The following is a 19,742-nucleotide window of genomic DNA, read 5'->3' as shown; positions in this document are numbered from 1 at the left end:
CGCTCCCTGCCGACCCGGATCGGGCCACGGAGATCATTTCGTTAGGAGTACTAACCTGGCCAGGCGGGCCCCATGAACAGGGTGCCCGCCGCGCACGGCCTCCCCCATCCCTTCGGACCGAGGCCGCGGACGTCCGCCCACGCCGGCGCCCGCCTGAACCCGTCGCCGACAGGAGGAGGACCGCATGCCCGAAGCCGTACCCACGCCCCGCCCCGGAGGCGAGCCGCCGAAGGCCCCGATCGAGCGCCGCCACCTCGGCGGCACCGAACGGCGGCGCCACGGCCCGGAGACCGAGAACCGTCCTCCCGTCTCCAGTCAGGAGCTCAGCAAGGCCCCCGCGGAACTCATCGAGGAGCCCGGCCCCAAGGTCAACTGGCGCGTCTTCGTCATCTCCTCGGCCGTCATCGTCGCCTTCTCCCTCTGGGCCATGTTCGCGCCCGGGCACGCCGCCGACACCATGCGGGCCATGGTGGCCTGGATCGCGGAGAACCTCGGCTGGTTCTACGTCCTGACCGTCACCGTGGTGATCGTGTTCGTCCTCTGGGTCGCGCTGTCCAAGGAGGGCTCCGTCCGACTCGGCCCCGACCACTCCCGGCCGCAGTACAAGCTCTTCACCTGGGTGGCCATGCTGTTCGCCGCCGGTGTGGGCATCAACATGCTCTTCTACTCCGTCACGGGGCCCATCACCCAGTACATGGCTCCGCCGACGGGCGAGGGGCAGACGGGCGCGGCCGCCCAGGACGCCGTGGTCTGGACCATGTTCCACTACGGCGTGGCCGGCTGGGCCATGTACTCGCTGCTCGGCATGGCCATGGGCTACTTCGCCTACCGCTGGGGCATGCCGCTGTCCATCCGGGCCGCCCTGTACCCCCTGCTCGGCAAGCGCGTCCGCGGCGGGATCGGCGACACCATCGACATCGTCACCCTGGTCGGCACCGTCTTCGGCGTCGCCACCTCCATGGGCATCGGCGTCGTGCTGCTGAACGTCGGCTTCTCCCTGCTGTTCGGCCTCCCGCAGGGCCTGGCCCTGCAGATCGCGCTGGTGGTCGTGGCCGTGATCATGACCATCGCCGCCTGCACCTCGGGCATGGACAAGGGGATCCGGCTGATCTCCGAGCTGAACATCTGGAGTGCGGCGGCCATGCTGCTGTACATCCTGGTGACCGGAGAGACGGCGTTCCTGCTCAACGCGCTGGTGGAGAACATCGGCCGGTTCGTCTTCTCGCTGCCGGACCGGACCCTGCAGACCTTCGCCTACCAGGAGGGGGGCTCCGAGTGGATGTCCGGCTGGACCCTGTTCTTCTGGGCGTTCTGGCTGGCCTGGGGCCCGTTCGTGGGCCTGTTCCTGGCCCGTATCTCCCGCGGCCGGACGCTGCGCGAGTTCGTCATCGCCGCCATCACCGCCCCGGTGCTCTGCGACTTCCTGCTCGTGAGCATCTTCGGCAACAGCGCCCTGCACCAGGTCCTGAACGGGAACACGGAGTTCGCCCAGCAGTCCATGGACAGCCCGGAGAAGGGCTGGTTCGCGCTGCTGGAGATGTTCCCCGGCGCCGCCTTCCTGATCGGCCTCGGCACGCTGTCCGGATTGCTGTTCTACCTCACCAGCGCCAACTCCGGCGCCATGGTGATGTCCAACTTCTCCTCCTCGATCCCCAAACCGTCCCAGGACGGAGCCAAGTGGCTGCGCGTCTTCTGGGCGGTGCTCACCGCGGTGCTGACCATCGCGATGCTGGTGGCCGGCGGGGTCACCACCATGGAGTACGCGACGCTCATCTTCGCCCTGCCGGTGACGGTCATCGCCTGGCTGGTGATGGCCTCCTTCTCCAAGGCCCTGCGCATGGAACGGGCCGAGCGCGAGGGCCGCATCCTGCGCCGGCAGTCGACGGCGGCGCACGGCGGCCACGTGCCCGAGCGCACCTGGCGCCAGCGGCTGGAGCGGATGCGCTCCTACCCCTCGAAGAAGCAGGTGGCCCAGTTCATGGAGCGCACCGTGCAGCCGGCGCTGGCCGACGTGGTCCGCGAATTCGGGAAGCAGGGCCACCAGGCCACGCTGGACCCGGTCCCGAACGAGCACACCGGCATCTCCGGCCACGCGCTGGTGGTCACGATCCCCGAGCACCGCGACTTCCACTACCAGGTGCAGGCCGTCGAGGCCCCGGTGCCGATGTTCGGCGGACGCATGTCCCGCCAGACGGACTTCTACTACCGGGTCGAGGTGTTCACCCAGACCGGCTCCGAGGGCTACGACCTCATGGGCCTGTCCCACCAGCAGGTGATCGACGACGTCCTGGACCGCTACGAGGCGCACCTGGGCTTCCTCACCTACTCCACCCAGCACGACTACGCCTCGGTGCTCACGCCGCCGGTTCTGGCCGCCGCGGGCGCGGTCACGGCGGTGGAGTCCGCGGAGCCGCAGGACTTCGCCGGTGCGGACACGGCGGGCATCGGACCGAAGGCGTAGGCACCGCTCCACCGGAGCGGCCGGTGCCCGCGCCGGCCGCTCCGCACCCCACGCCTTCACTCAGGTGCGCGGTGGCGGGTGCCACCCGGACTCCTGGGGCCGCTCCTACGACAGCCGGCCGCGTCCCCAGGGGTTCGTCGTGTGCGGCCGCGACGAGGGCGGCGCGGGATCGCCCCGGCCCGCGTGGTCGACGAGGTGAGGGGCATCGTCTAGCGTTCCGCCTTTTCCCAGGGTCTGACCCCGAGCTTTCCGGTGGTTCCGAGGTCGAGGTGCGGGGTCACCGTCACCGGGTCGGCGCCCTCCTTCGCCCGGACCCGCACGTGGGGCACGTTCACCGGCGTACCGAACTCGGTGGTGTTGCGCCAGACCAGGCCGGCGGTGGCCGACTCGCCGGGCTGGAGCGTGACGGGCCGGGGCGGTTCGTCGGGTCCGGCGCCGGTGGTGATCTCGCCGCTGCCGTCGAGGATCTCGACACCGCCGACGGGCTCGAGGGCCTCGTCCAGGAGTTCCAGCAGCGGGTAGCCCTCGACGGTGTAGGCGCGCGTGCCGCAGTTGTCGAGGTGCAGGCCCACGACGCGCAGCCCCATGGCCGCGTCGCCCTCGTCGGCACTGACCCGGATCCCGGAGGCGGGGCACGCGCCCGGTTCGGCCGGCGCCTCGCCCGCGGGGACCTTGGTCACCTCGAGCACCTCGGCCTGCGTCACCCGCGGCGCGGTGGGCGGCAGCTCCCCGGCCCGGACCGTGCCCCGCACGGTCCGTCCGGGGCCGACGTCGCGCACGGTCTCGGTCCGGTTGGTCACGGCCCCGCCGTCGCCGCTCATGAAGGTGAAGACGATCGAGTAGGTCAGGGTCTCGGTGCCCTCGTTGGTGACCTCGTAGCCGGCGGAGACCCCCGAGTCCGCGTCCGCACCCGTGGTGAGCCGTTCGGCGGAGACGGAGTGGCTGCGGGTGGGCGAGGGGGAGGCCGAGGGGAGGGTCAGCGAGGTGATCCGGACGCCGTCCTTGCCCGGATCGTCGGCCTGCGTGCCCTCCTGCGACGCGGCCGTGTCGGCGCCGGTGCTCCCGGCGCCCGCGCGCTCCGTCCCACAGGCCGTGAGCAGCAGAGCGGTCGCGAGGAGAGCCGACAGTAAGGGGGTGGCGGCGGCGAGAGCCGGGCGGAGGTCGGTGGGTCTGCGCATCCGGTCATCCCATCAGGATGTGACTCCTGCGCGTGCGACGGGGGTCACAGATCCGGTCACAGGGCTGTCACAGGCGGGGGTGGCGAGGAAATGTCGCATGAATGATGGAAGATCACCGAAAGGTTCCCCGTCCTGCTGCTCGTTTCGGCTCCACCGCTCCCACCGCGACGGGATCCTGGCCGCTCATCGTGATCTGCCGGTGTGCACGGTCGTTGCTGTCAGCCGGAGATGCCCACCGACGGCGTTCCGTGAAGTGGCTGCGCGGCACGTCCCTCGCCTTCGATGATGCCGATATGCCTGAAGCTGTTTGGATCAAGCTCATCGGCACGATCCCCGCCGTACTCTGGGTGGTCTTCGCCGCCACCGTGTACTTCACTCTGCGCGGGACGGTCATCCAGCGCCTGGTGCCCCGGTTGACCGCTGTACGAGCACTGGGCGTTGAGATTGAACTCGCCGGCGAGTTGCTCGACCGCGCCCAGGACGAAAGCCGGACGACTGTCACGGCAGCCGCCAGGCGCGCCGCACTGGGCAGGTTGGAACATGCCGCTGACGTGCTGCAAGGCGGCAGGGTGCTGTGGGTCGACGACCACCCCGAGGGCAATGCCCCCCTGGTGGAACTCTTCCATGCCGCAGGTATGCACATCGACATCGCCCTGACGACCGAGGAAGCCACGCCCCTGTTTCGTCGCAGGTCGTACGACATCATCATCAGCGATATCGACCGGGACGGGGATCAGCAGGCGGGGATCAAGATGCTGCGCTTGCTGGAGCAGTACGACATCGATGCGCCTGTGCTGATCTACACGGGAAGCTCCGATCTCGAGCGTGCCGTCGGCCGAAGGGTTTTCGCGGCCACCACGGCACCGGTCGAACTGGTCCACTACGTGATCGATCTCATGGAGAGGGCTCGGCTGGGGTTGTTGTGACCTCGGGCCAGCCGACCGGCCGGGCACGGGTGTCCCTTGTCGCACCCCAGGGGAACGGTGTCCCGGCGGGCGGTGCCGGGACACGCGCCCACGCCCCGGGGAGGACACACCGTCCCGAAGTCGTGAGCACTTCGGCCATGATTGTCCTTATGTCGCTCGTTTGAGCGTTTACGTGACAGATGCCCGCCGACTGTTCACGGTTTTCGGCACGACCTCCGCCCCCGGCCCCGCAGCGCCGGACCGCGGAGAGCCCCCACGCCGCCCGGCGGGGCACCACCCGACGCCGCGACCGGAACCGTACGCATCGAGGTGAGCGGCGCCCTGGGTGAACGTCGGCCCGTCGCTGCCGTACGACGGGGAAGGCGATGTCCAGCCCGAACCGGGTTCTGCCCTGGTCGCAGGGATGGCTGCCCCACCGTGTGCCCACCATCGGCCGTTCCTTGGATGCGGTCACCCCTGCGGACCGGGCGGCCCGGCCTGAGACGGCGTCGGTTCGGTCTGCGGCTGAGCCGGTCCGGTCGCGATCGGCCGGTTGCTTGCGGAAACGGCGCGTCCTGGTCGTGATCGCCGCCGAGGGTGTTCGGCAGGAACCGTGCCGGTCCCTTCTGACGACCTCGGTCGCCGCGACCCCGCAATGATCACGGCCCTCCCAGGTCTTCGCGCGGGCCTCACCATGTAGTGGTCCTGGCCACCGAGCCAGTAGTTCCAGATCCGGGCGGAGTGCGGCACGCTGCTGTTGATGACCGGTCGCTCAAGTGACATGAAAACTGACCGAGTTGGGCGGACGGCACTCCAGAACACAGGCGCGTGAGCCATCGGGCGCCCGGCGAATCGGATCTTCGGTGGCCGGAAGTCGAGTTCCGTCCCGCCCGCCAGCGCGAGGAACTCGACCGGTTCGGCCCGCCCGGTGGGCCGTGCACGCCAAGGGCTCTCCGAGGTCTGTCGGAAGGCAGCCCGAGGGGGCGCCCGTGCCGTCAAGACACGAAGACATGACGGACTCCGGGCTCGGCGCCGACTGTCCGCCGTGTTCAAACTATTGACACGTGCATTACAGAGGCTTTACGTTCCGGCCACCTGAGAGCGCTCTCAGACTCCCCCCTTGTCAGACGTGAGGTGCCCCATGCCATCCCCCCGCGCCCGCACCAGACCGGCAGTGGTACTGCTGCTGTCCTCCGCCCTCGCCGTCGTCGGCCTGGGCCCGGCCGCCGCGCCGGCGGCCGCCGCCACCGTCCCCGTGGGCTCCGGCGGTTACTCCGACACCCGGCCCGCCGGTACGTCGGGTCCCACCACCAACACCGGCGCCCCGGTCACGCCCAAGGTGACCGCGGCCGCCCGGAACCGGCCCGTGCCCACCAACGACTGGTGGTCCTCCCTCGCCTTCCAGCGCTACGGCGACAACCCGTACTCGACCCCCATGTACGGGCACCCCCTCACCTACCAGGCCACATCCGGCGGGCTCGACGTCGGCTACCCGACGAGCCCCGCGATCGTCGGTGACGGCCGCCAGTACGAGTACGCCCACAAGCGCGACCTCACCATCGGACTGACCGGCCTCAACTCCCCCGACACCAAGGCCGACGACTGGTCCGACTGGACCGTCACCCCCTACTGGTCCGACGGCACCCGCACCCTGCGCACCACCATCGGCCACGGCTCCCCGTTCGTGTACGCCAAGGGCTCCGGCGGCAACGCCCAGATCACCACCGCCGGCGCGCCCACCGTCTTCGCCGACCAGGGCAACGTCCTCGGCATCACGGTCGCCGGGCACCACTACGCCCTCTTCGCACCGACCGGCAGCGACTGGAACGTCGCCGGTTCCACCGTCACCGCGGGACTCGGTTCCAAGGACTACTTCTCCGTCGCCGTGCTGCCCTCCACCGGCGCGCTGGCGACGTTCAAGAAGTACGCCTACAGCTTCGTCACCGACTCCAAGGCCACCTGGAACTACACCGGGGGCACCGTCAGGGCCACCTACACGCTCACCACCGAGGCGAAGGAAGGCACCGAGCGCGGCACGCTCCAGGCCCTCTACCGCCACCAGTGGCTGAACACCACGGACGCCCTCACCTCCCACACCTACGTCTCACCGCGCGGCACCATGAAGGTCCGCGAGTCGGCCTCCTTCACCACGAGCCAGAAGGCCGCGGCGGTGCTGCCCGCGCTGCCCAAGTCGAACGGCGTGGACGCCGCCCGACTGCGCGGATACCTGAACGAGGTCGTGAACGCCTCCGACCCCTTCTCCGGCGCCACCGACACCTACTGGACCGGCAAGGCCCTCGGCCGCCTCGCCCAGCTCGTCCCGGTGGCCGACCAGATCGGCGAGACCGGCATCCGCGACCGGCTGCTCGGCCTGATGAAGGGCAAGCTCCAGGACTGGTTCACGGTGGGAGGCGCGAACGAGTTCAGCTACGACAAGGACTGGAAGACGCTCACCGGCTACCCCGCCTCCTACGGCAGCGACACCGAGCTCAACGACCACCACTTCCACTACAGCTACTACGTCTACGCGGCGGCGATCGTCGCCCAGTACGACCAGGGCTGGGCCGCCGAGTCCGCCTGGGGCGGCATGGTTAAGACCCTCGTACGGGACACCGCCAACCCCAGCCGCACCGACACCGCCTTCCCCTTCCTGCGCGGCTTCGACGTCTACGCGGGCCACAGCTGGGCCTCCGGGCACCAGGGCTTCGCCGCCGGCAACAACCAGGAGTCCTCCTCCGAGTCCACCAACCTCAGCGCGGCCCTCGTCCTGTGGGGCTCCGCCACCGGCGACACCTCGCTGCGTGACCTCGGCACCTTCCTGCTGACCACCGAGGCGGAGTCGATCGCCCAGTACTGGTTCGACGCCGACGAACAGGTCTTCCCCTCCTCCTTCGGGCACGACACGGCCGGCATGGTGTGGGGCAGCGGCGCCGCCTACGCCACCTGGTGGACCGCCAACCCCGAGGAGATCCACGGCATCAACGTCCTGCCCGTGACCGGCGGTTCGCTGCACCTCGGCGGTGAGAAGGCCGCGATCCGGCGCAACATCGCCGAGATGGAGCGGGAGAACGGCGGCCCGGCCGTCGAATGGCGCGACCTCCTCTGGGAGTTCGAGTCCTTCGCGGACCCGGCCGCGGCCAAGGCGAAGTGGGACGCGGGCCACGCCGGCTACACCCCGGAGCAGGGCGAGTCCAAGGCGCACACCTACCACTGGATCAACACCCTCGCCGCCCTCGGCGCCCCGGACGCCACCGTGACCGGTGACATCCCCACCTCCGCCGTCTTCACCAAGGGAACGACCCGCACCTACGCGGCCCACAACCACGGAGCCACGGCGCGCACCGTGACCTTCTCCGACGGCAAGACCCTCTCCGTGCCGGCCCGTTCCACCGCGACCGGCACCGGAAGCGGGTCCACGGACCCCGACCCCGAGCCGGAACCGCCGACCGGCAACACCTTCCAGCTGCGCAGCGGTGGCACCCTGACCACGGCGACCGGCGGCACGGCGGGCAGCGACACCATCGCCTCCGCCGGCGGCGCCAACCGCGACGGCACCCCGTACCAGCCCCTGGTCTACGAGGTCCGCGGCGTCAACGGCACGCTCGCCCCGGGCGCGCAGACCGCCTTCCGGCTCCAGGTGGACGCCGGCACCACGGTCGGCCTCGGCCAACAGGCGCGGATCAGTTACGACTTCACCGGTGACGGCAGCTTCGACCGGACCGAGACGTACCACTACTTCGCGACCGACCCGGTCGCCGGATGGGAGGAGTACAACCAGGCACGCGGTCTCAAGGCGTCCACGGGCACACCGGGCAACCTGAACGGCGGCACCGTACGCCTCGAGGTGTGGAGCGCCATCGGCAACGGCACCTCGAAGCTCCAGACGGGCACGGACAAGTCCGTACTGGTGATCCCCTACAGCTGAACCGGCGAGAACCGGCGGCGGGCATCGGCATCCGGCCGATGCCCGCCGCCCCGGTGTGCCCGGGGTGCTGGGGAGCGGCTGTCGGCGGGCCGGAGGGGCGGGGGCGGCCGCAGGTCAGCCGTGGAGTTTCCGGTGGACCTCGTCGACGGTGGCGGCCAGGCCGTTCAGGTCGGGGTGGACGGCGTGCGCGATCGAGGGGTCGTCGCTCGTGTGGAGGCGGTTGATCCACACGCGGGTGATGTCGAGTTCACCGGCCGGGACCATGTCGTGGAAGTAGCTCTGCGCCACGTGCACCCAGCGGTCACGGGTGACGCCGAGGGACTTCGCGAAATGCTCGAAGTGGTGGTGGGCCGGCTTGTAGGCGCCGGAGTCCTCGGCGGTGACGACCGCGTCGAACCGGACCGGCAGGCGGCGCTGGGTCTCGCCGATGATGACGCGGTCGCAGTTGGTGAGCAGGGCGAGGTTCCAGCCCGCCTCCCGCAGCTCGCGCAGGGCCTGCCGCGTATCGGGGAAGACCGGCCAGAACGGGATGCCGGCCGTCAGGACGCGGGCGTCGTCCTCCAGCAGGTCGATCCCCGCCTCGGCGGCCGTGCGCTTCAGGGCCTCCGTCAGGACGTCGCCGTAGCGCATGGCGGGGTGCTCGCGCTGCACCTGCGGCTCGTGGCGGTTGTAGACGTCCAGCAGCTCCCAGCCCCTGCCGGGCACGACCAGTTCGATGCCGGTGGCGATGCCGTGGCGCCAGTCCACGAGGGTGCCGAAACAGTCGAAGGTGACCCAGCGCTTCTCGCTCATCGGTCTTTCTCCCTCGGGCTGCGGGATCCGCCCTGGTGCTTGGCCAGCTCCGAGCGCTTGTACGAGTACGAGAAGTAGACCACGCACCCGATCAGGAACCACACGACGAACCGCACCCAGGTCTGCCACTGCAGGAACGTGATCAGCCAGATCGAGAAGACCACACCCAGCGCCGGCACGAACGGCATCCACGGGGTGCGGAAGCCGCGCGGCAGGTCGGGCTGCCGGTAGCGGAGCACGATCACCGCCGTGCACACCACCACGAACGCCAGCAGGATGCCGATGTTGGTCAGTTCGGCCGCCTCCTGGATCGGCAGGAAGCCGGCGATGGCGGCCGACGCCACCCCGACGATCCACGTCACCCGCGTCGGCACGTGCCGCGTGGGGTGCGTCTTCGCGAACCACTTGGGCAGCAGCCCGTCCCGGGACATGGAGAACCACACCCGGGTCACACCCAGCATGAACGTGAACATCACGGTGAGGATGCCGATGATCGCGCCCACCGCGATCACGTCCGCCAGCCGGTCCAGCCCCACCGACTGGAAGGCGGTCGAGAACCCGCTCTCCTTGTCGATGTCCTTGTAGTTCTGCATGCCGGTCAGCACCAGGCAGGCCGCCGCGTACAGCACCATCGCGATCGCCAGCGAGTAGATGATCGCCTTCGGCATGTGCCGCCGTGCGTCCTTGGACTCCTCGGCCGCCGTCGACATCGCGTCGTAGCCGAAGACCGCGAAGAACACGGTCGCCGCACCGGTGAACGCCCCGCTGATCCCGTAGGGGAAGAACGGGTGGTAGTTGGCGGTGTTGATGTGGAAGACGCCGACCCCGATCACCACCAGCACGACCAGCACCTTCAGCGTCACCACGATCGTCTCGAAGCGGGCCGCGTTGCGGATGCCGAGGGTCAGCAGCCAGGCGATGAGCAGGCACAGGAGCGCCGCGAACAGGTCCACCCTGTGCCCGGCGCCGGTGCCGGGCGCGCCCAGCATCCAGGCGGGCAGCTGCGCGCCCATGTCCTCGATCAGGAAGCTGAAGTAGCCGGAGATGCCGATCGCGACCACCGCCACGATCGCCGTGTACTCGAGCAGCAGGTCCCAGCCGATGAACCAGCCGGCGAACTCGCCGAGCACCGCGTAGCCGTAGGTGTAGGCCGAGCCCGCCTTCGGGATCAGGCCCGCGAACTCGGCGTACGACAGGGCGGCAGCCGCGCTGGCCACGCCCGCGATGAGGAAGGACACCAGCACCGCGGGGCCCGCCGTGCCGTTGGCCACCGTGCCGGCGAGGGTGAAGATGCCCGCGCCGATGATGCCGCCCACGCCGATCGCGGTCAGCTGCCCCAGCCCCAGCGTCCGCTCCAGCCGGGGGCCCTCGCCGGCTTCCGTCTCCTCGATGTGTTCGATGGGCTTGCGGCGCAGAATGCCCTCGCCCGCCCGGAGTCCGGCCATGTGCCTCACCTCTTCGCCTACGGCAACGGCTGGCGGCGGAACACGCCGGCTCAGCGCCGCCGGGTCGGGGAAGACCGCCGTGCACGCGGCCGGACCGCGGCGGGGCGGCGGTCGGTCCGGCCCACCGGCCTACGGCACCACCGTCACCTGCCATCGTCCGCTGCGGCCAGGTGAACCGCGACCGAGCAGACCGAGCAGACGACCCGACGGCCGGTCTGCCCGGAGGCGCCCACCACCACGTCCGCCTTCAGCTCGTCGACGGCCCTGACCAGGCCGTTGTACGGGTCGCCGCGGAACGTGTGGAACTCCCGGCAGACCCCGGGCATCCCCTTGGGCCGTTCGGCTGCCTCCCGGAGCCGCCGCCGGCGAGGAGTCGGAGCCGTCCACCCGATGACGATGGCCTTCGGTCCGTCCGTGCCCCGCAGAGTGATCACGACTCGATACGCGCCCCGGCACAGTGGTCCACTCCGCAGCCGGAGTGCGGCGAAGTCATCGCCTGGAACACCGGTGCCATCGGATCTCGCCTTCGTGTCGTTCGTCGGCGGGGCGAGCCTGGCGACGAGGGCGACAGGGTGACCTTCTTCCCGTTGTCACCGGAAATGCACCCCAATGGCCTCCGGCTCGGCCCTCTGTCGAGCACGGCGCCGTCACCGCCCTTAACGTTTCCGCCAGACGGAGGGTCCGTCATGAATACGTTCGGGCTCATTCATCACCACAAGAGGGATCATGACGGGCCCTCCTGATGACCTCACGGGCCTTCCCGTACGTTCTCGTCCGAGACCCCCGGATCTGCTCGGGCGCCTTGCCTTCTGTGAACCGACCCCACGCGTCGCCGTCCGGCGGCATCGGCGCCGGACAAAGCCCGGACGGCCCTGACTCTGTTCCTTCCCACCGACACGGAGGCGACCGTGAGCTTCACCGGCCGGCCCTTCACATTCCTCGCCGTTGCGGTTCTCGGCGGCTCTGCCGGGCTCGCTCTCATCGGATCCACGGCGGCCGACGTGGTTCCGCAGAAGACGGCCGAGACCGCGGCACCCCACCCTGTCGACGGCTCCTCGGCGAAAAGCCGCACCCTCCGCGTGGAGGCCCGGCTGCAGGTCGGCGAAGAGCTGGATCTGGGTGCGACGGGCCGCAGCGTCGGCGACCAGTTCCTCTTCAGCGGGAACCTGGTGTCGACCGAGGGACCGGAAGAACGCTTCGCCGGACGCTTCGGCGGGTCCTGCGTCCTCACCGACCTCGAACGCAACGCGGGACAGTGCTCGTCGACCGCGGTGCTGCCGGAAGGACAGATCACCGTCCAGGGCGAGCAGGCCGGAATTCCGGTACCGGGCCCGGTCGTCAACGCGATCACCGGAGGTACCGGGGAGTTCCGCGAGGCGCACGGCCAGGTGACACAGCGGGTGCTGACACCGGCGACCTGGCACCTCACCTTCGAAGTTCTCGACGTGCAGCCTCGTCGGACCGGGGAAGGTCGCAGTCCGTCCGGGGCGCCGACGCCCACACCTCCGCCCTCCCCCGGCAAGTAACCGCGTCGGGCGGTATCGACGCCGCCCGGATGCGGTGGCAAGAGCAGCGGTCGCCGATCCGGACCCCTCACCGCACAGGGAGACCTCGTGAGCAAGAACTTCCGCACACTCATGAGCTGGGGCGTCGCCCTGGCCACCGCCACGGCCGTCACCGTCACGACCGGCGCAACCACCGGTGGCCCGCCGAACCCGCTGCCGACCGACCTGCAGACCCGCCCGACGGCCGGTCAGGGGAAGGAACCGCAGACCGAGCCTCGGGCGACAGAGCGCCGACAGATCGCCACATCGGTCCTGGACAGGGACGTCAGGTTCACACTCATCGCTCTGCGGTCGCAGACCGATCCGCTCGCGGCATCCGTGCACCTCCAGGTCTTCACCTTCAAAAAGGGTGCGTGGAGGGAATCGGACCGTGCTCCGGTCGGCGAGGCGGATGCCTGGTTCTGGTTTCCGCTGACCGGCCGCCACGCGGTGTGCGAGTTCTCCACCGCCGGCACGGAGCCCGCACCGGTTGCCGTCAGCCTGCTGATCACGCCATCGATCGGCTGTTCACCGACCGAGAACTTCCGGATCGAGAACGGGCGGATCATCCCCGCCTGACAGTGGCCGGGTGCTGTCGTCGCCCACCGTCCACGGGGTGGGGACGACGTGCCGGAAGTTCCCCGGCGTGCAGGCCGGGGGACCGATGCCGCAGCGATTCCGCCTCTCGGTGAGCGCCGGGCAGCGGGTTCAGCTCCGGCCCGTACGGCGGCGTGTACCGGCAGGAGAGTCGGCGGGCCCGTCGGACACCACCGCACCCGGCGCCCCTGCCGTTCGGCGGTGTCGGCGAATTCACCCATGCCTGGAGGGCCTTGGGAACGAGGACGGAGGTGGCGGCCGGGTCCCGCAGCCGTTCCAGAGCCGCCATGGCGGTCTGCCGACGACCGGATTCCCGGGCCACCCCCAGGGGAAATCACCCCACTTTCGCACGTGACAAATTGACAGCGCTTTCCTCGTCATGGTTAGGTGTTCACGCTTCCGGCGGTGGCTGGGGGGACGCCGTCGGAAGCACCGGTCCCCCGACCCCCTCCCCGGACAAGGGCGGGAAGCGCGCTTGCTTCCCGACGCACGACCCATACGGATCCGACGCAGGGAGCACCATCCGCGATGCACGACACCTCACCGTCCTTCCAGCTGCTGCCCGGCTCCCCCGACTCCCCCGTGATCCTGCACGTCCCGCACTCCTCGCGCGTCGTGCCGGCGGATGTGCGGAGCGGGATCACGCTCGACGACGCCGCCCTGGAGCGGGAGTTGGACCACATGACGGACTCGCACACGGCGGAGATCGCGGAGCTGGCCGCCGGCCGGGCGCCCTCCGGTACGCCCTGGCGGTTCGTGAACCGGCTCTCCCGTCTGGTCGTCGATCCCGAGCGGTTCCCGGACGAGCGGGAGGAGATGCTGGCCGTCGGCATGGGGGCGGTGTACACGGGGACGTCGCACCGGGGTGAGCTGCGGCCGGGCGACCACGACGGACGTCCGCTCCTCGACCGGTACTTCCACCCGTACGCCGAGGCCATGACCGACGCGGTCGCCGGGCGGCTGGACGCGGTGGGGCGGGCGGTCGTCATCGACGTGCACTCGTACCCGACCGAGCCCCTGCCGTACGAGCTCCACGGCTCCGGCCCCCGCCCGCCCGTCTGCCTGGGCACGGACTCCTTCCACACTCCGGCCGGGCTGCTCGCCCGCGCGGAGAAGGCGTTCGCGGGCTTCGGCGGCACGGGGATCGACAGCCCCTTCGCGGGGACGTACGTACCGCTCGCGTACTACGGGAAGGACCCGCGGGTCAGCGCGCTGATGATCGAGATCCGCAGGGACCTGTACATGGACGAGCCGGGCGGTCCGGCGGGACCGGGGCTCGGCGTGCTGGCGGAGGCGCTGGCGGAGCTGGTGCGGTCGGTCCACTCGGAGTAGGCGTCCGGGCCACCGCCCCGCCACCGGTCCCGTGCAGGGACCGGTGGCGGGGCCTACTCCTCCGGCAGGTGTGCGTCCGGTGCGTCCAGGCGGTGGCTGGGGAAGCTCGAGCGGGTGGCCGCCTCGTGGCGCATCCGCAGGAACTCCAGGTGCCGCTCGTACTGGTCGAGACCGTCGGCGATGAGCTGTTCCTTGGTGTACCCCATCACGTCGTAGTCCTGGTTGCCCTCGGCGATCCGGACCTCGAAACGTACGTAGGTGTCGTGCGTGCTGACCGACCGGGTGGCGAACGCGGGGGTCGGCAGCTCGACGGGCCGGACCTCGTAGAGGAACTCGTCGCCGGGGCCGATCGGTACCCGCAGGCCGACGTGGGGGAGGCCGTTCTGCTCGTCGACGCCCTCCAGGACCTCCGCCTCCGCTCCTTGTTCCCGCAGTTCCTGGGCGACCTCCTGGAAGGCGGGGCGGCACACGTGGTCGACGAATCTCACGGCCGCCCGCCTGCCGGGGAACGCCATCGTCCGCGCCAGCCGGTGCCGCCAGTTCGGCGCCCCCGGCAGACCGTGCTGCGTCATGCGTCCGGAGAGCCTCCCGGGCAGCGTGGTGATCCTCGCCTCCGCCCGCATCCGCTCGGTGCGCAACGCCAGATAGAGCCCGGCCATGATCAGGAACATGACGAAGGAGAAGGGCAGCCCCATGATGATGGTGGCGTTGGTGAGGGCATGCACTCCGCCCACGATGAGCATGGCGAGGGTGAGCAGCCCCGTCGCCACCGCCCAGAAGATGCGCAGCCACGAGGGCGCGTCGGTCACCGGGGTGGGCAGCTCCGCGCTGAGGTTGCCCATGACCAGGGCCCCGGAGTCCGCGGAGGTGACGTACAGCAGCAGTCCGACGAACGTCGCGAGTCCGGCGCTGAACAGGAACCCCGGATACTCCGCCAACAGGTTGTAGAAGCCCTGCTCGGGGACGTTCATGGCCGTTTCGCCGAACGCGGTGTTCCCGTCGCGCACCAGGAACAGGGCGCTGTTGCCGAAGATCGACAGGAAGACGCCGGTGAAGAGGAACGGGATGATCAGGGTCGCCGCGACGAACTCGCGCAGGGTGCGGCCGCGGGAGATGCGGGCCAGGAAGAGTCCGACGAACGGCGCCCAGGCGATCCACCAGGCCCAGAAGAAGAGCGTCCACGCGTCCAGCCACTCGACGGGCTGGTCGTAGGCGAAGGTGTTCAGGGTCATCGAGGGGAAACGGCTGATGTAGTCCCCGACGTTCTGGACCACGGCGTTGAGCAGCCGGAACGGTTCGCCGACGATGAGGATGTAGAGCATCAGCAGGAGGGCGAGCAGGACGTTGAGCTGCGACAGCCGTCGGATGCCCTTGTCCACGCCGGACGCCGCGGACGCGGTGGCCATCGCCACCGCGACGACGATCAGGGCGATCTGCGCGGAAAGCCCCTCCGGAACGCCGAAGAGGACCTTCAGCCCGTAGTTCAGCTGCACCACGCCGATGCCGAGCGTCACCCCGATGCCGAACACGGTGCCGATGATGGCCGCCAGGTCGACGGTGTCGCCGATCCGCCCGTGGATCCGGCGGCCGATGATCGGGTAGAGCGCGGAGCGGATCGCGAGCGGCAGCCGGTACCGGAAGGAGAAGTAGGCGAGCGCCATGCCCATCAGCGCGTACATGCCCCAGCCGGTGATGCCGTAGTGGAACAGGGTCCACACCACGGCCTGCCGGGCGGCCTCGAGTGTCTCCGGGTCGCCCTGCGGCGGCGCCAGGTAGTGGCTGACGGGCCCGGAGACCGAGAAGAACATCAGGTCGATGCCGATGCCCGCCGCGAACAGCATCGATCCCCAGGTGAAGATGCCGTAGTCGGGCTTGGAGTGCTTGGGGCCCAGCTTGACCGTGCCGTACTTGGACAAGGCGATGAAGACGACGAACAGCAGGTACAGGCTCGCGGCGAGGAAGTAGTACCAGCCGAACCAGCTGGAGATCTTGCCGACCACCACTCCGATGACCGTCTCCGCGCCGGTGGGGGTGATGATCGCCCAGACCGAGATCGCGAGGATGAGGGCGGCCGACCCGAAGAAGACCGCGGGTTTGAGCCGGGCCGTGCCCATCGGCACCTCTTCTGCCGCCATCTCCTCCGGCACGGCTCCGGTGCCCTTGTCTCCATCGGTCGACACGGTCGGATTCCCCCTTCGCTCAGGACGAGGACAGAGACGTGGACAGGGACGAGGGCAGGGACGGGAACGGGGCCGAGGGCACCGGCTCCCGGCGGCCGGCGGCGTGCGCGGCGGCGCGCGGCGGGCGGAAGACCTCTCGCCGGTGTCCGCGGGCCCGCGGGCCGGTCACCGTGCCGTCTCCCCGCCGGTGGGCCCGGGTTTGCCGGTGAGCAGGTCGGCGGCGCGTTCGGCGGCGAGCAGGACGGTCACCATGGGGTTGATGGTGGGCATCGTCGGGAACACCGACGCGTCGACGATGCGTACGCCCTCGATGCCGCGCAGCCTCAACTCCGGGTCGCAGACGGCCATCGGGTCGTCCGCCGCGCCCATGCGGCAGGTGCCCGCCGGGTGGTAGACGGTGTGGGCCGCGCGGCGCCCGTACTCCGACAGGTCGGCGTCGGAGGTGACGTCCGGGCCGGGCGCGACCTCGCGGACGAGCCAGCCGCTCAGGGGATCGGTCGCGGCGACCTCCCGGGCCAGTTTGAGCCCTTCGACGATGGTGCGCTCGTCGTGGCCGCCGGGGTCGGTGAAGTACCGGAAGTCCAGGGCGGGGTGTTCGGCCGGGTCGGAACTGCGCAGCCACATGCGGCCGATGGAGCGGGCCCGGGGCACGTTCGGCGTCATGCACACCCCGTGCTCCGGGACGGGGTAGCCCAGACGTTCGGTGTTGACGGTGAACGGCACCTGGTAGAAGTGGAACATCAGGTCCGGGCGCGGCTGCCCCTTCTCGAGGCGCAGGAACAGTCCGGCGTCGGAGTCCATCGCGGAGTTGGGCGGCAGCGGGCGGGCGGTCTCCCAGACCATCACGGACTCGGGGTGGTCCAGCAGGTTCTCCCCCACGCCGGGCAGGTCGACCTGTACCTCGATGCCCAGGCGGCGCAGGTCCTCGGCCGGGCCGATGCCGGACAGCATCAGCAGGCGCGGGGTGTCGATGGCGCCGGCGCACAGCAGGAGTTCGCGTTCGGCGCGCACGGTGGCGGGCTCGCCGTCGGCGCCGCGGACGGCGACCCGGGTCAGCCTCCCCGACTCGTCGGTGAGCAGCCGGTGGGCCCAGGTCTCCAGGAGGAGGGTGAGGTTGGGGCGGCGGTCCATGACGGGGTGGAGGTAGGCCACGGAGGCGGAGGACCGCAGGTTGCCCTCCGGCTCGTAGGCCAGGGAGAAGAAGCCGGTGCCGTCGGCGAAGGGCTCGGCGTTGAAGTCGTCGATGACGGGGACGCCGGTGGCGCGGGAGGCCGCGGTGACGAAGTCCTCGGCGATGGGGTTGCGGTCGGCCTCGGCCACCGGGACGATCTTGGTGAGCAGCCGGTCGCGGTAGGGGAGGATCGTCGCCGGGTCCCAGCCGGTGCAGCCGTGGGCCACCCAGTCGTCGAGGTCCTGCGGCAGCGGCAGGAAGCTGATCAGCGTGTTGTGGGAGGAGCAGCCGCCGAGCACCCGGGCCCGTGAGTGCAGGATGTGGGAGTTGCCGCGCGGCTGTTCGACGGTGGTGTAGCCGTAGTCGAACTCCGTGCCGAGCAGGTTGATCCAGTTGCGCAGACGCAGGATGCGTTCGTCGCCGACGTCGCTGGGGCCGCCCTCGATGACGCAGACACGGCAGTCGGGGTCCTCGCTCAGACGGGCGGCGAGCACACAGCCGGCGGTGCCGCCGCCGACGATGACGTAGTCGTAGGAGGACTCGGCGCCGTGCGGGGTGGTGGAGGCCATGGGGTGCCTTTCTTCGGTGGCCGTCGGGAGGGGGCGGGTGGTGTGCCGCGTCGTGCTGCCGGGCCTGGCCGGTCAGCCCTTGAACCAGCCGGAGGGCGCCGGGGCGAGGTTCTGGTAGATGTGCTTGGCCTCCTGGTACTCGCGCAGGCCCGTGGGGCCCAGCTCGCGTCCGACGCCGGAGCGGCCGAAGCCGCCCCACTCGGCCTGCGGTACGTAGGGGTGGAAGTCGTTGATCCACACGGTGCCGTGCCGCAGCCGCTGGGCGACGCGCTGGGCGCGGCTCGCGTCGGAGGTCCACACGCCGCCGGCCAGGCCGTAGCGGGTGTCGTTGGCCAGTTCCACCGCCTCGTCCTCGGTGTGGAAACGCTCGACGGTGACGACCGGTCCGAAGACCTCCTCCTGCACGATGCTCATGGACTTGTCGCAGTCGGCGAAGACCGTCGGCAGCAGGAAGAAGCCGCGGCTGAGCGCCGGGTCGTCGGGGCGGGTGCCGCCGGTGACGAGCCGGGCGCCCTCCTCCCGGGCGGCGGCGATGTGGCGTTCGACCTTGTCGCGGTGTTCGGCGGAGCTGAGCGGGCCGCTCTCGGTGCCCTCCTCCATGCCGTTGCCCAGGCGGATCGACCGGGCGCGCCGGGCGAGGGAGTCGACGAACCGGTCGTACAGGGAGTCCTGGACCAGCAGGCGGGAGCCGGCGGAGCAGACCTGCCCGGCGTGCAGGAAGGCGGCGTCCAGCGCGTAGTCCACGGCGGCGGCGAAGTCGGCGTCCTCGAAGACGATGTTGGGGTTCTTGCCGCCCAGTTCCAGGGCGACGGTCTTCGGCCCCTCGGCGGCGGCGGCCATGATGGCGCGTCCGGTGGCCAGGCCTCCGGTGAAGGACACCAGGTCGACCTCGGGGTGACCGGTCAGGGCCGCGCCGACGGTCGCCCCGGAGCCGAGCACCAGGTTGGCGACGCCGGGCGGGGCGCCGGCCTCCTCGATCAGCCGGATCATGGCGATCGTGGTGAGCGGTGTGGTCTCGCTGGGTTTGAGGACGAAGGTGTTGCCGGCGGCCAGCGCCGGCGCCACCTTCCACGAGGCCTGCAGCAGCGGGTAGTTCCAGGGGGCGATGAGCGCGCACACCCCGACCGGCTGGTAGACGACGCGGCTGAGGACGTCCGGGCCGACGTCCACGACACGGCCGCCGTCCTTGCCCGCGAGTTCCGCGAAGTAGCGGAAGGCGTTCGCCACGTCCTCCACGTCGAAGCGGGACTCGGTCAGCGTCTTGCCGGTGTCGGCGGTCTCGGTGCGGGCGATCTCCTCCTTGTCGCGCAGCAGCAGGTCGTGAACGCGCATCAGGAGGTCGGCGCGCCGGCGGGTGGGGGTGTTCGCCCAGTCCCCCTCGTCGAAGGCACGCCGGGCGGCGCGCACCGCGCGGTCCACGTCGGTGGCGTCCGCCTCGTCGACGGTCGTGACGACGGAGGCGTCGTACGGGTTGACCACCTCCCGCCGCCCGCCGGCCGCCGCCTTCGTCCACTCGCCGTCGATGTACAGCTCGCCCACCGCGGGGCCTCCTTCGCGTCCGGCCGGTACCGATCGGTTGCCGGTCGGCACCACGGTCATCGTGCGGTCGGCGGCCACGAGGCGCACGGCCACCGTCGCGACCG

At 70.5% G+C, this 19,742-nt stretch carries 13 protein-coding genes and 1 pseudogene; 6 read left to right on the top strand and 8 right to left on the bottom strand.

From position 1 onward, the window contains the following. Positions 1 to 184: 184 nt before the first annotated feature. Positions 185 to 2,461 carry a choline BCCT transporter BetT gene (gene betT / locus ACWEQO_RS10635; protein ID WP_452981237.1) on the top strand — a complete coding sequence of 759 codons (2,277 nt, stop codon included), beginning with the start codon at positions 185 to 187 and terminating at the stop codon, positions 2,459 to 2,461. A gap of 209 nt (positions 2,462 to 2,670) precedes the next feature. On the opposite strand, the gene ACWEQO_RS10630 is transcribed toward betT (ACWEQO_RS10635), so the two are convergent. Further along, positions 2,671 to 3,639, bottom strand: coding sequence for a DUF4232 domain-containing protein (locus ACWEQO_RS10630; protein ID WP_452981234.1), 969 nt, complete (start codon positions 3,637 to 3,639; stop codon positions 2,671 to 2,673). 248 nt (positions 3,640 to 3,887) lie between these two features. Between ACWEQO_RS10630 and ACWEQO_RS10625 the strand changes: the two genes are divergently transcribed. Then, complete coding sequence (locus ACWEQO_RS10625; protein WP_452981231.1) at positions 3,888 to 4,565, top strand: response regulator; 678 nt, start codon at positions 3,888 to 3,890, stop codon at positions 4,563 to 4,565. A gap of 450 nt (positions 4,566 to 5,015) precedes the next feature. Here ACWEQO_RS10625 and ACWEQO_RS10620 read toward each other — a convergent pair whose 3' ends face one another. Beyond that, positions 5,016 to 5,327: an SAM-dependent methyltransferase gene (locus tag ACWEQO_RS10620; RefSeq protein ID WP_452981228.1), complete on the bottom strand. Its 312-nt coding sequence runs from the start codon at positions 5,325 to 5,327 to the stop codon at positions 5,016 to 5,018. Positions 5,328 to 5,685: 358 nt separating this feature from the next. Here ACWEQO_RS10620 and ACWEQO_RS10615 point away from each other — a divergent pair, with 358 nt between their 5' ends. Beyond that, on the top strand, positions 5,686 to 8,469 hold the full coding sequence (locus ACWEQO_RS10615; protein ID WP_452981225.1) for a glycosyl hydrolase: 2,784 nt from the start codon (positions 5,686 to 5,688) through the stop codon (positions 8,467 to 8,469). A gap of 114 nt (positions 8,470 to 8,583) precedes the next feature. On the opposite strand, the gene ACWEQO_RS10610 is transcribed toward ACWEQO_RS10615, so the two are convergent. From ACWEQO_RS10610 to ACWEQO_RS10600, 3 genes and pseudogenes are all read right to left on the bottom strand, one after another. Further along, positions 8,584 to 9,261 carry an HAD family hydrolase gene (locus tag ACWEQO_RS10610; RefSeq protein WP_452981222.1) on the bottom strand — a complete coding sequence of 226 codons (678 nt, stop codon included), beginning with the start codon at positions 9,259 to 9,261 and terminating at the stop codon, positions 8,584 to 8,586. Next, entirely contained in the window at positions 9,258 to 10,706 is a 1,449-nt protein-coding gene (locus tag ACWEQO_RS10605) for an amino acid permease (RefSeq protein WP_452981219.1), read from the bottom strand. Before ACWEQO_RS10605 ends, ACWEQO_RS10610 begins: the two co-directional genes overlap by 4 nt. Positions 10,707 to 10,835: 129 nt before the next feature. Beyond that, positions 10,836 to 11,065: pseudogene (locus ACWEQO_RS10600) on the bottom strand (universal stress protein); the annotation flags it as partial. A gap of 549 nt (positions 11,066 to 11,614) precedes the next feature. Here ACWEQO_RS10600 and ACWEQO_RS10595 point away from each other — a divergent pair. The 3 genes from ACWEQO_RS10595 (at position 11,615) to ACWEQO_RS10585 (ending at position 14,179) form a co-directional block, all read left to right on the top strand. After that, positions 11,615 to 12,232: a hypothetical protein gene (locus ACWEQO_RS10595; protein ID WP_452981216.1), complete on the top strand. Its 618-nt coding sequence runs from the start codon at positions 11,615 to 11,617 to the stop codon at positions 12,230 to 12,232. Positions 12,233 to 12,319: 87 nt separating this feature from the next. Beyond that, positions 12,320 to 12,829 carry a hypothetical protein gene (locus ACWEQO_RS10590; RefSeq protein WP_452981214.1) on the top strand — a complete coding sequence of 170 codons (510 nt, stop codon included), beginning with the start codon at positions 12,320 to 12,322 and terminating at the stop codon, positions 12,827 to 12,829. Positions 12,830 to 13,375: 546 nt separating this feature from the next. After that, a complete protein-coding gene (locus ACWEQO_RS10585; protein ID WP_452981211.1) occupies positions 13,376 to 14,179 on the top strand; it encodes an N-formylglutamate amidohydrolase in 804 nt (267 codons plus the stop codon). 53 nt (positions 14,180 to 14,232) lie between these two features. Here the strand turns inward: ACWEQO_RS10585 and betT (ACWEQO_RS10580) are convergent, their stop codons facing one another. The 3 genes from betT (ACWEQO_RS10580) to ACWEQO_RS10570 form a co-directional block, all read right to left on the bottom strand. Further along, complete coding sequence (gene betT, locus ACWEQO_RS10580; protein ID WP_452981208.1) at positions 14,233 to 16,359, bottom strand: choline BCCT transporter BetT; 2,127 nt, start codon at positions 16,357 to 16,359, stop codon at positions 14,233 to 14,235. A 165-nt stretch (positions 16,360 to 16,524) separates the two neighbouring features. Then, on the bottom strand, positions 16,525 to 18,099 hold the full coding sequence (locus ACWEQO_RS10575; protein WP_452981205.1) for a GMC family oxidoreductase: 1,575 nt from the start codon (positions 18,097 to 18,099) through the stop codon (positions 16,525 to 16,527). A 72-nt stretch (positions 18,100 to 18,171) separates the two neighbouring features. Then, complete coding sequence (locus tag ACWEQO_RS10570) at positions 18,172 to 19,638, bottom strand: aldehyde dehydrogenase family protein (RefSeq protein WP_452981202.1); 1,467 nt, start codon at positions 19,636 to 19,638, stop codon at positions 18,172 to 18,174. Positions 19,639 to 19,742 lie beyond the last annotated feature (104 nt).

This window comes from Streptomyces sp. NPDC004051 (assembly GCF_053604275.1).
The sequence above is the reverse complement of the archived record's forward strand: the minus strand, read 5'-3'. Positions and strand labels throughout refer to the sequence as shown.

Bases quoted from the DNA above. Each gene is read 5' to 3' on its own strand.
- betT (WP_452981237.1), top strand. From the start codon at position 185: ATGCCCGAAGCCGTACCCACGCCCCGCCCCGGAGGCGAGCCGCCGAAG.
- ACWEQO_RS10630 (WP_452981234.1), bottom strand. From the start codon at position 3,639: ATGCGCAGACCCACCGACCTCCGCCCGGCTCTCGCCGCCGCCACCCCC.
- ACWEQO_RS10620 (WP_452981228.1), bottom strand. From the start codon at position 5,327: ATGTCACTTGAGCGACCGGTCATCAACAGCAGCGTGCCGCACTCCGCC.
- ACWEQO_RS10615 (WP_452981225.1), top strand. From the start codon at position 5,686: ATGCCATCCCCCCGCGCCCGCACCAGACCGGCAGTGGTACTGCTGCTG.
- ACWEQO_RS10610 (WP_452981222.1), bottom strand. From the start codon at position 9,261: ATGAGCGAGAAGCGCTGGGTCACCTTCGACTGTTTCGGCACCCTCGTG.
- ACWEQO_RS10605 (WP_452981219.1), bottom strand. From the start codon at position 10,706: ATGGCCGGACTCCGGGCGGGCGAGGGCATTCTGCGCCGCAAGCCCATC.
- ACWEQO_RS10585 (WP_452981211.1), top strand. From the start codon at position 13,376: ATGCACGACACCTCACCGTCCTTCCAGCTGCTGCCCGGCTCCCCCGAC.
- ACWEQO_RS10575 (WP_452981205.1), bottom strand. From the start codon at position 18,099: ATGGCCTCCACCACCCCGCACGGCGCCGAGTCCTCCTACGACTACGTC.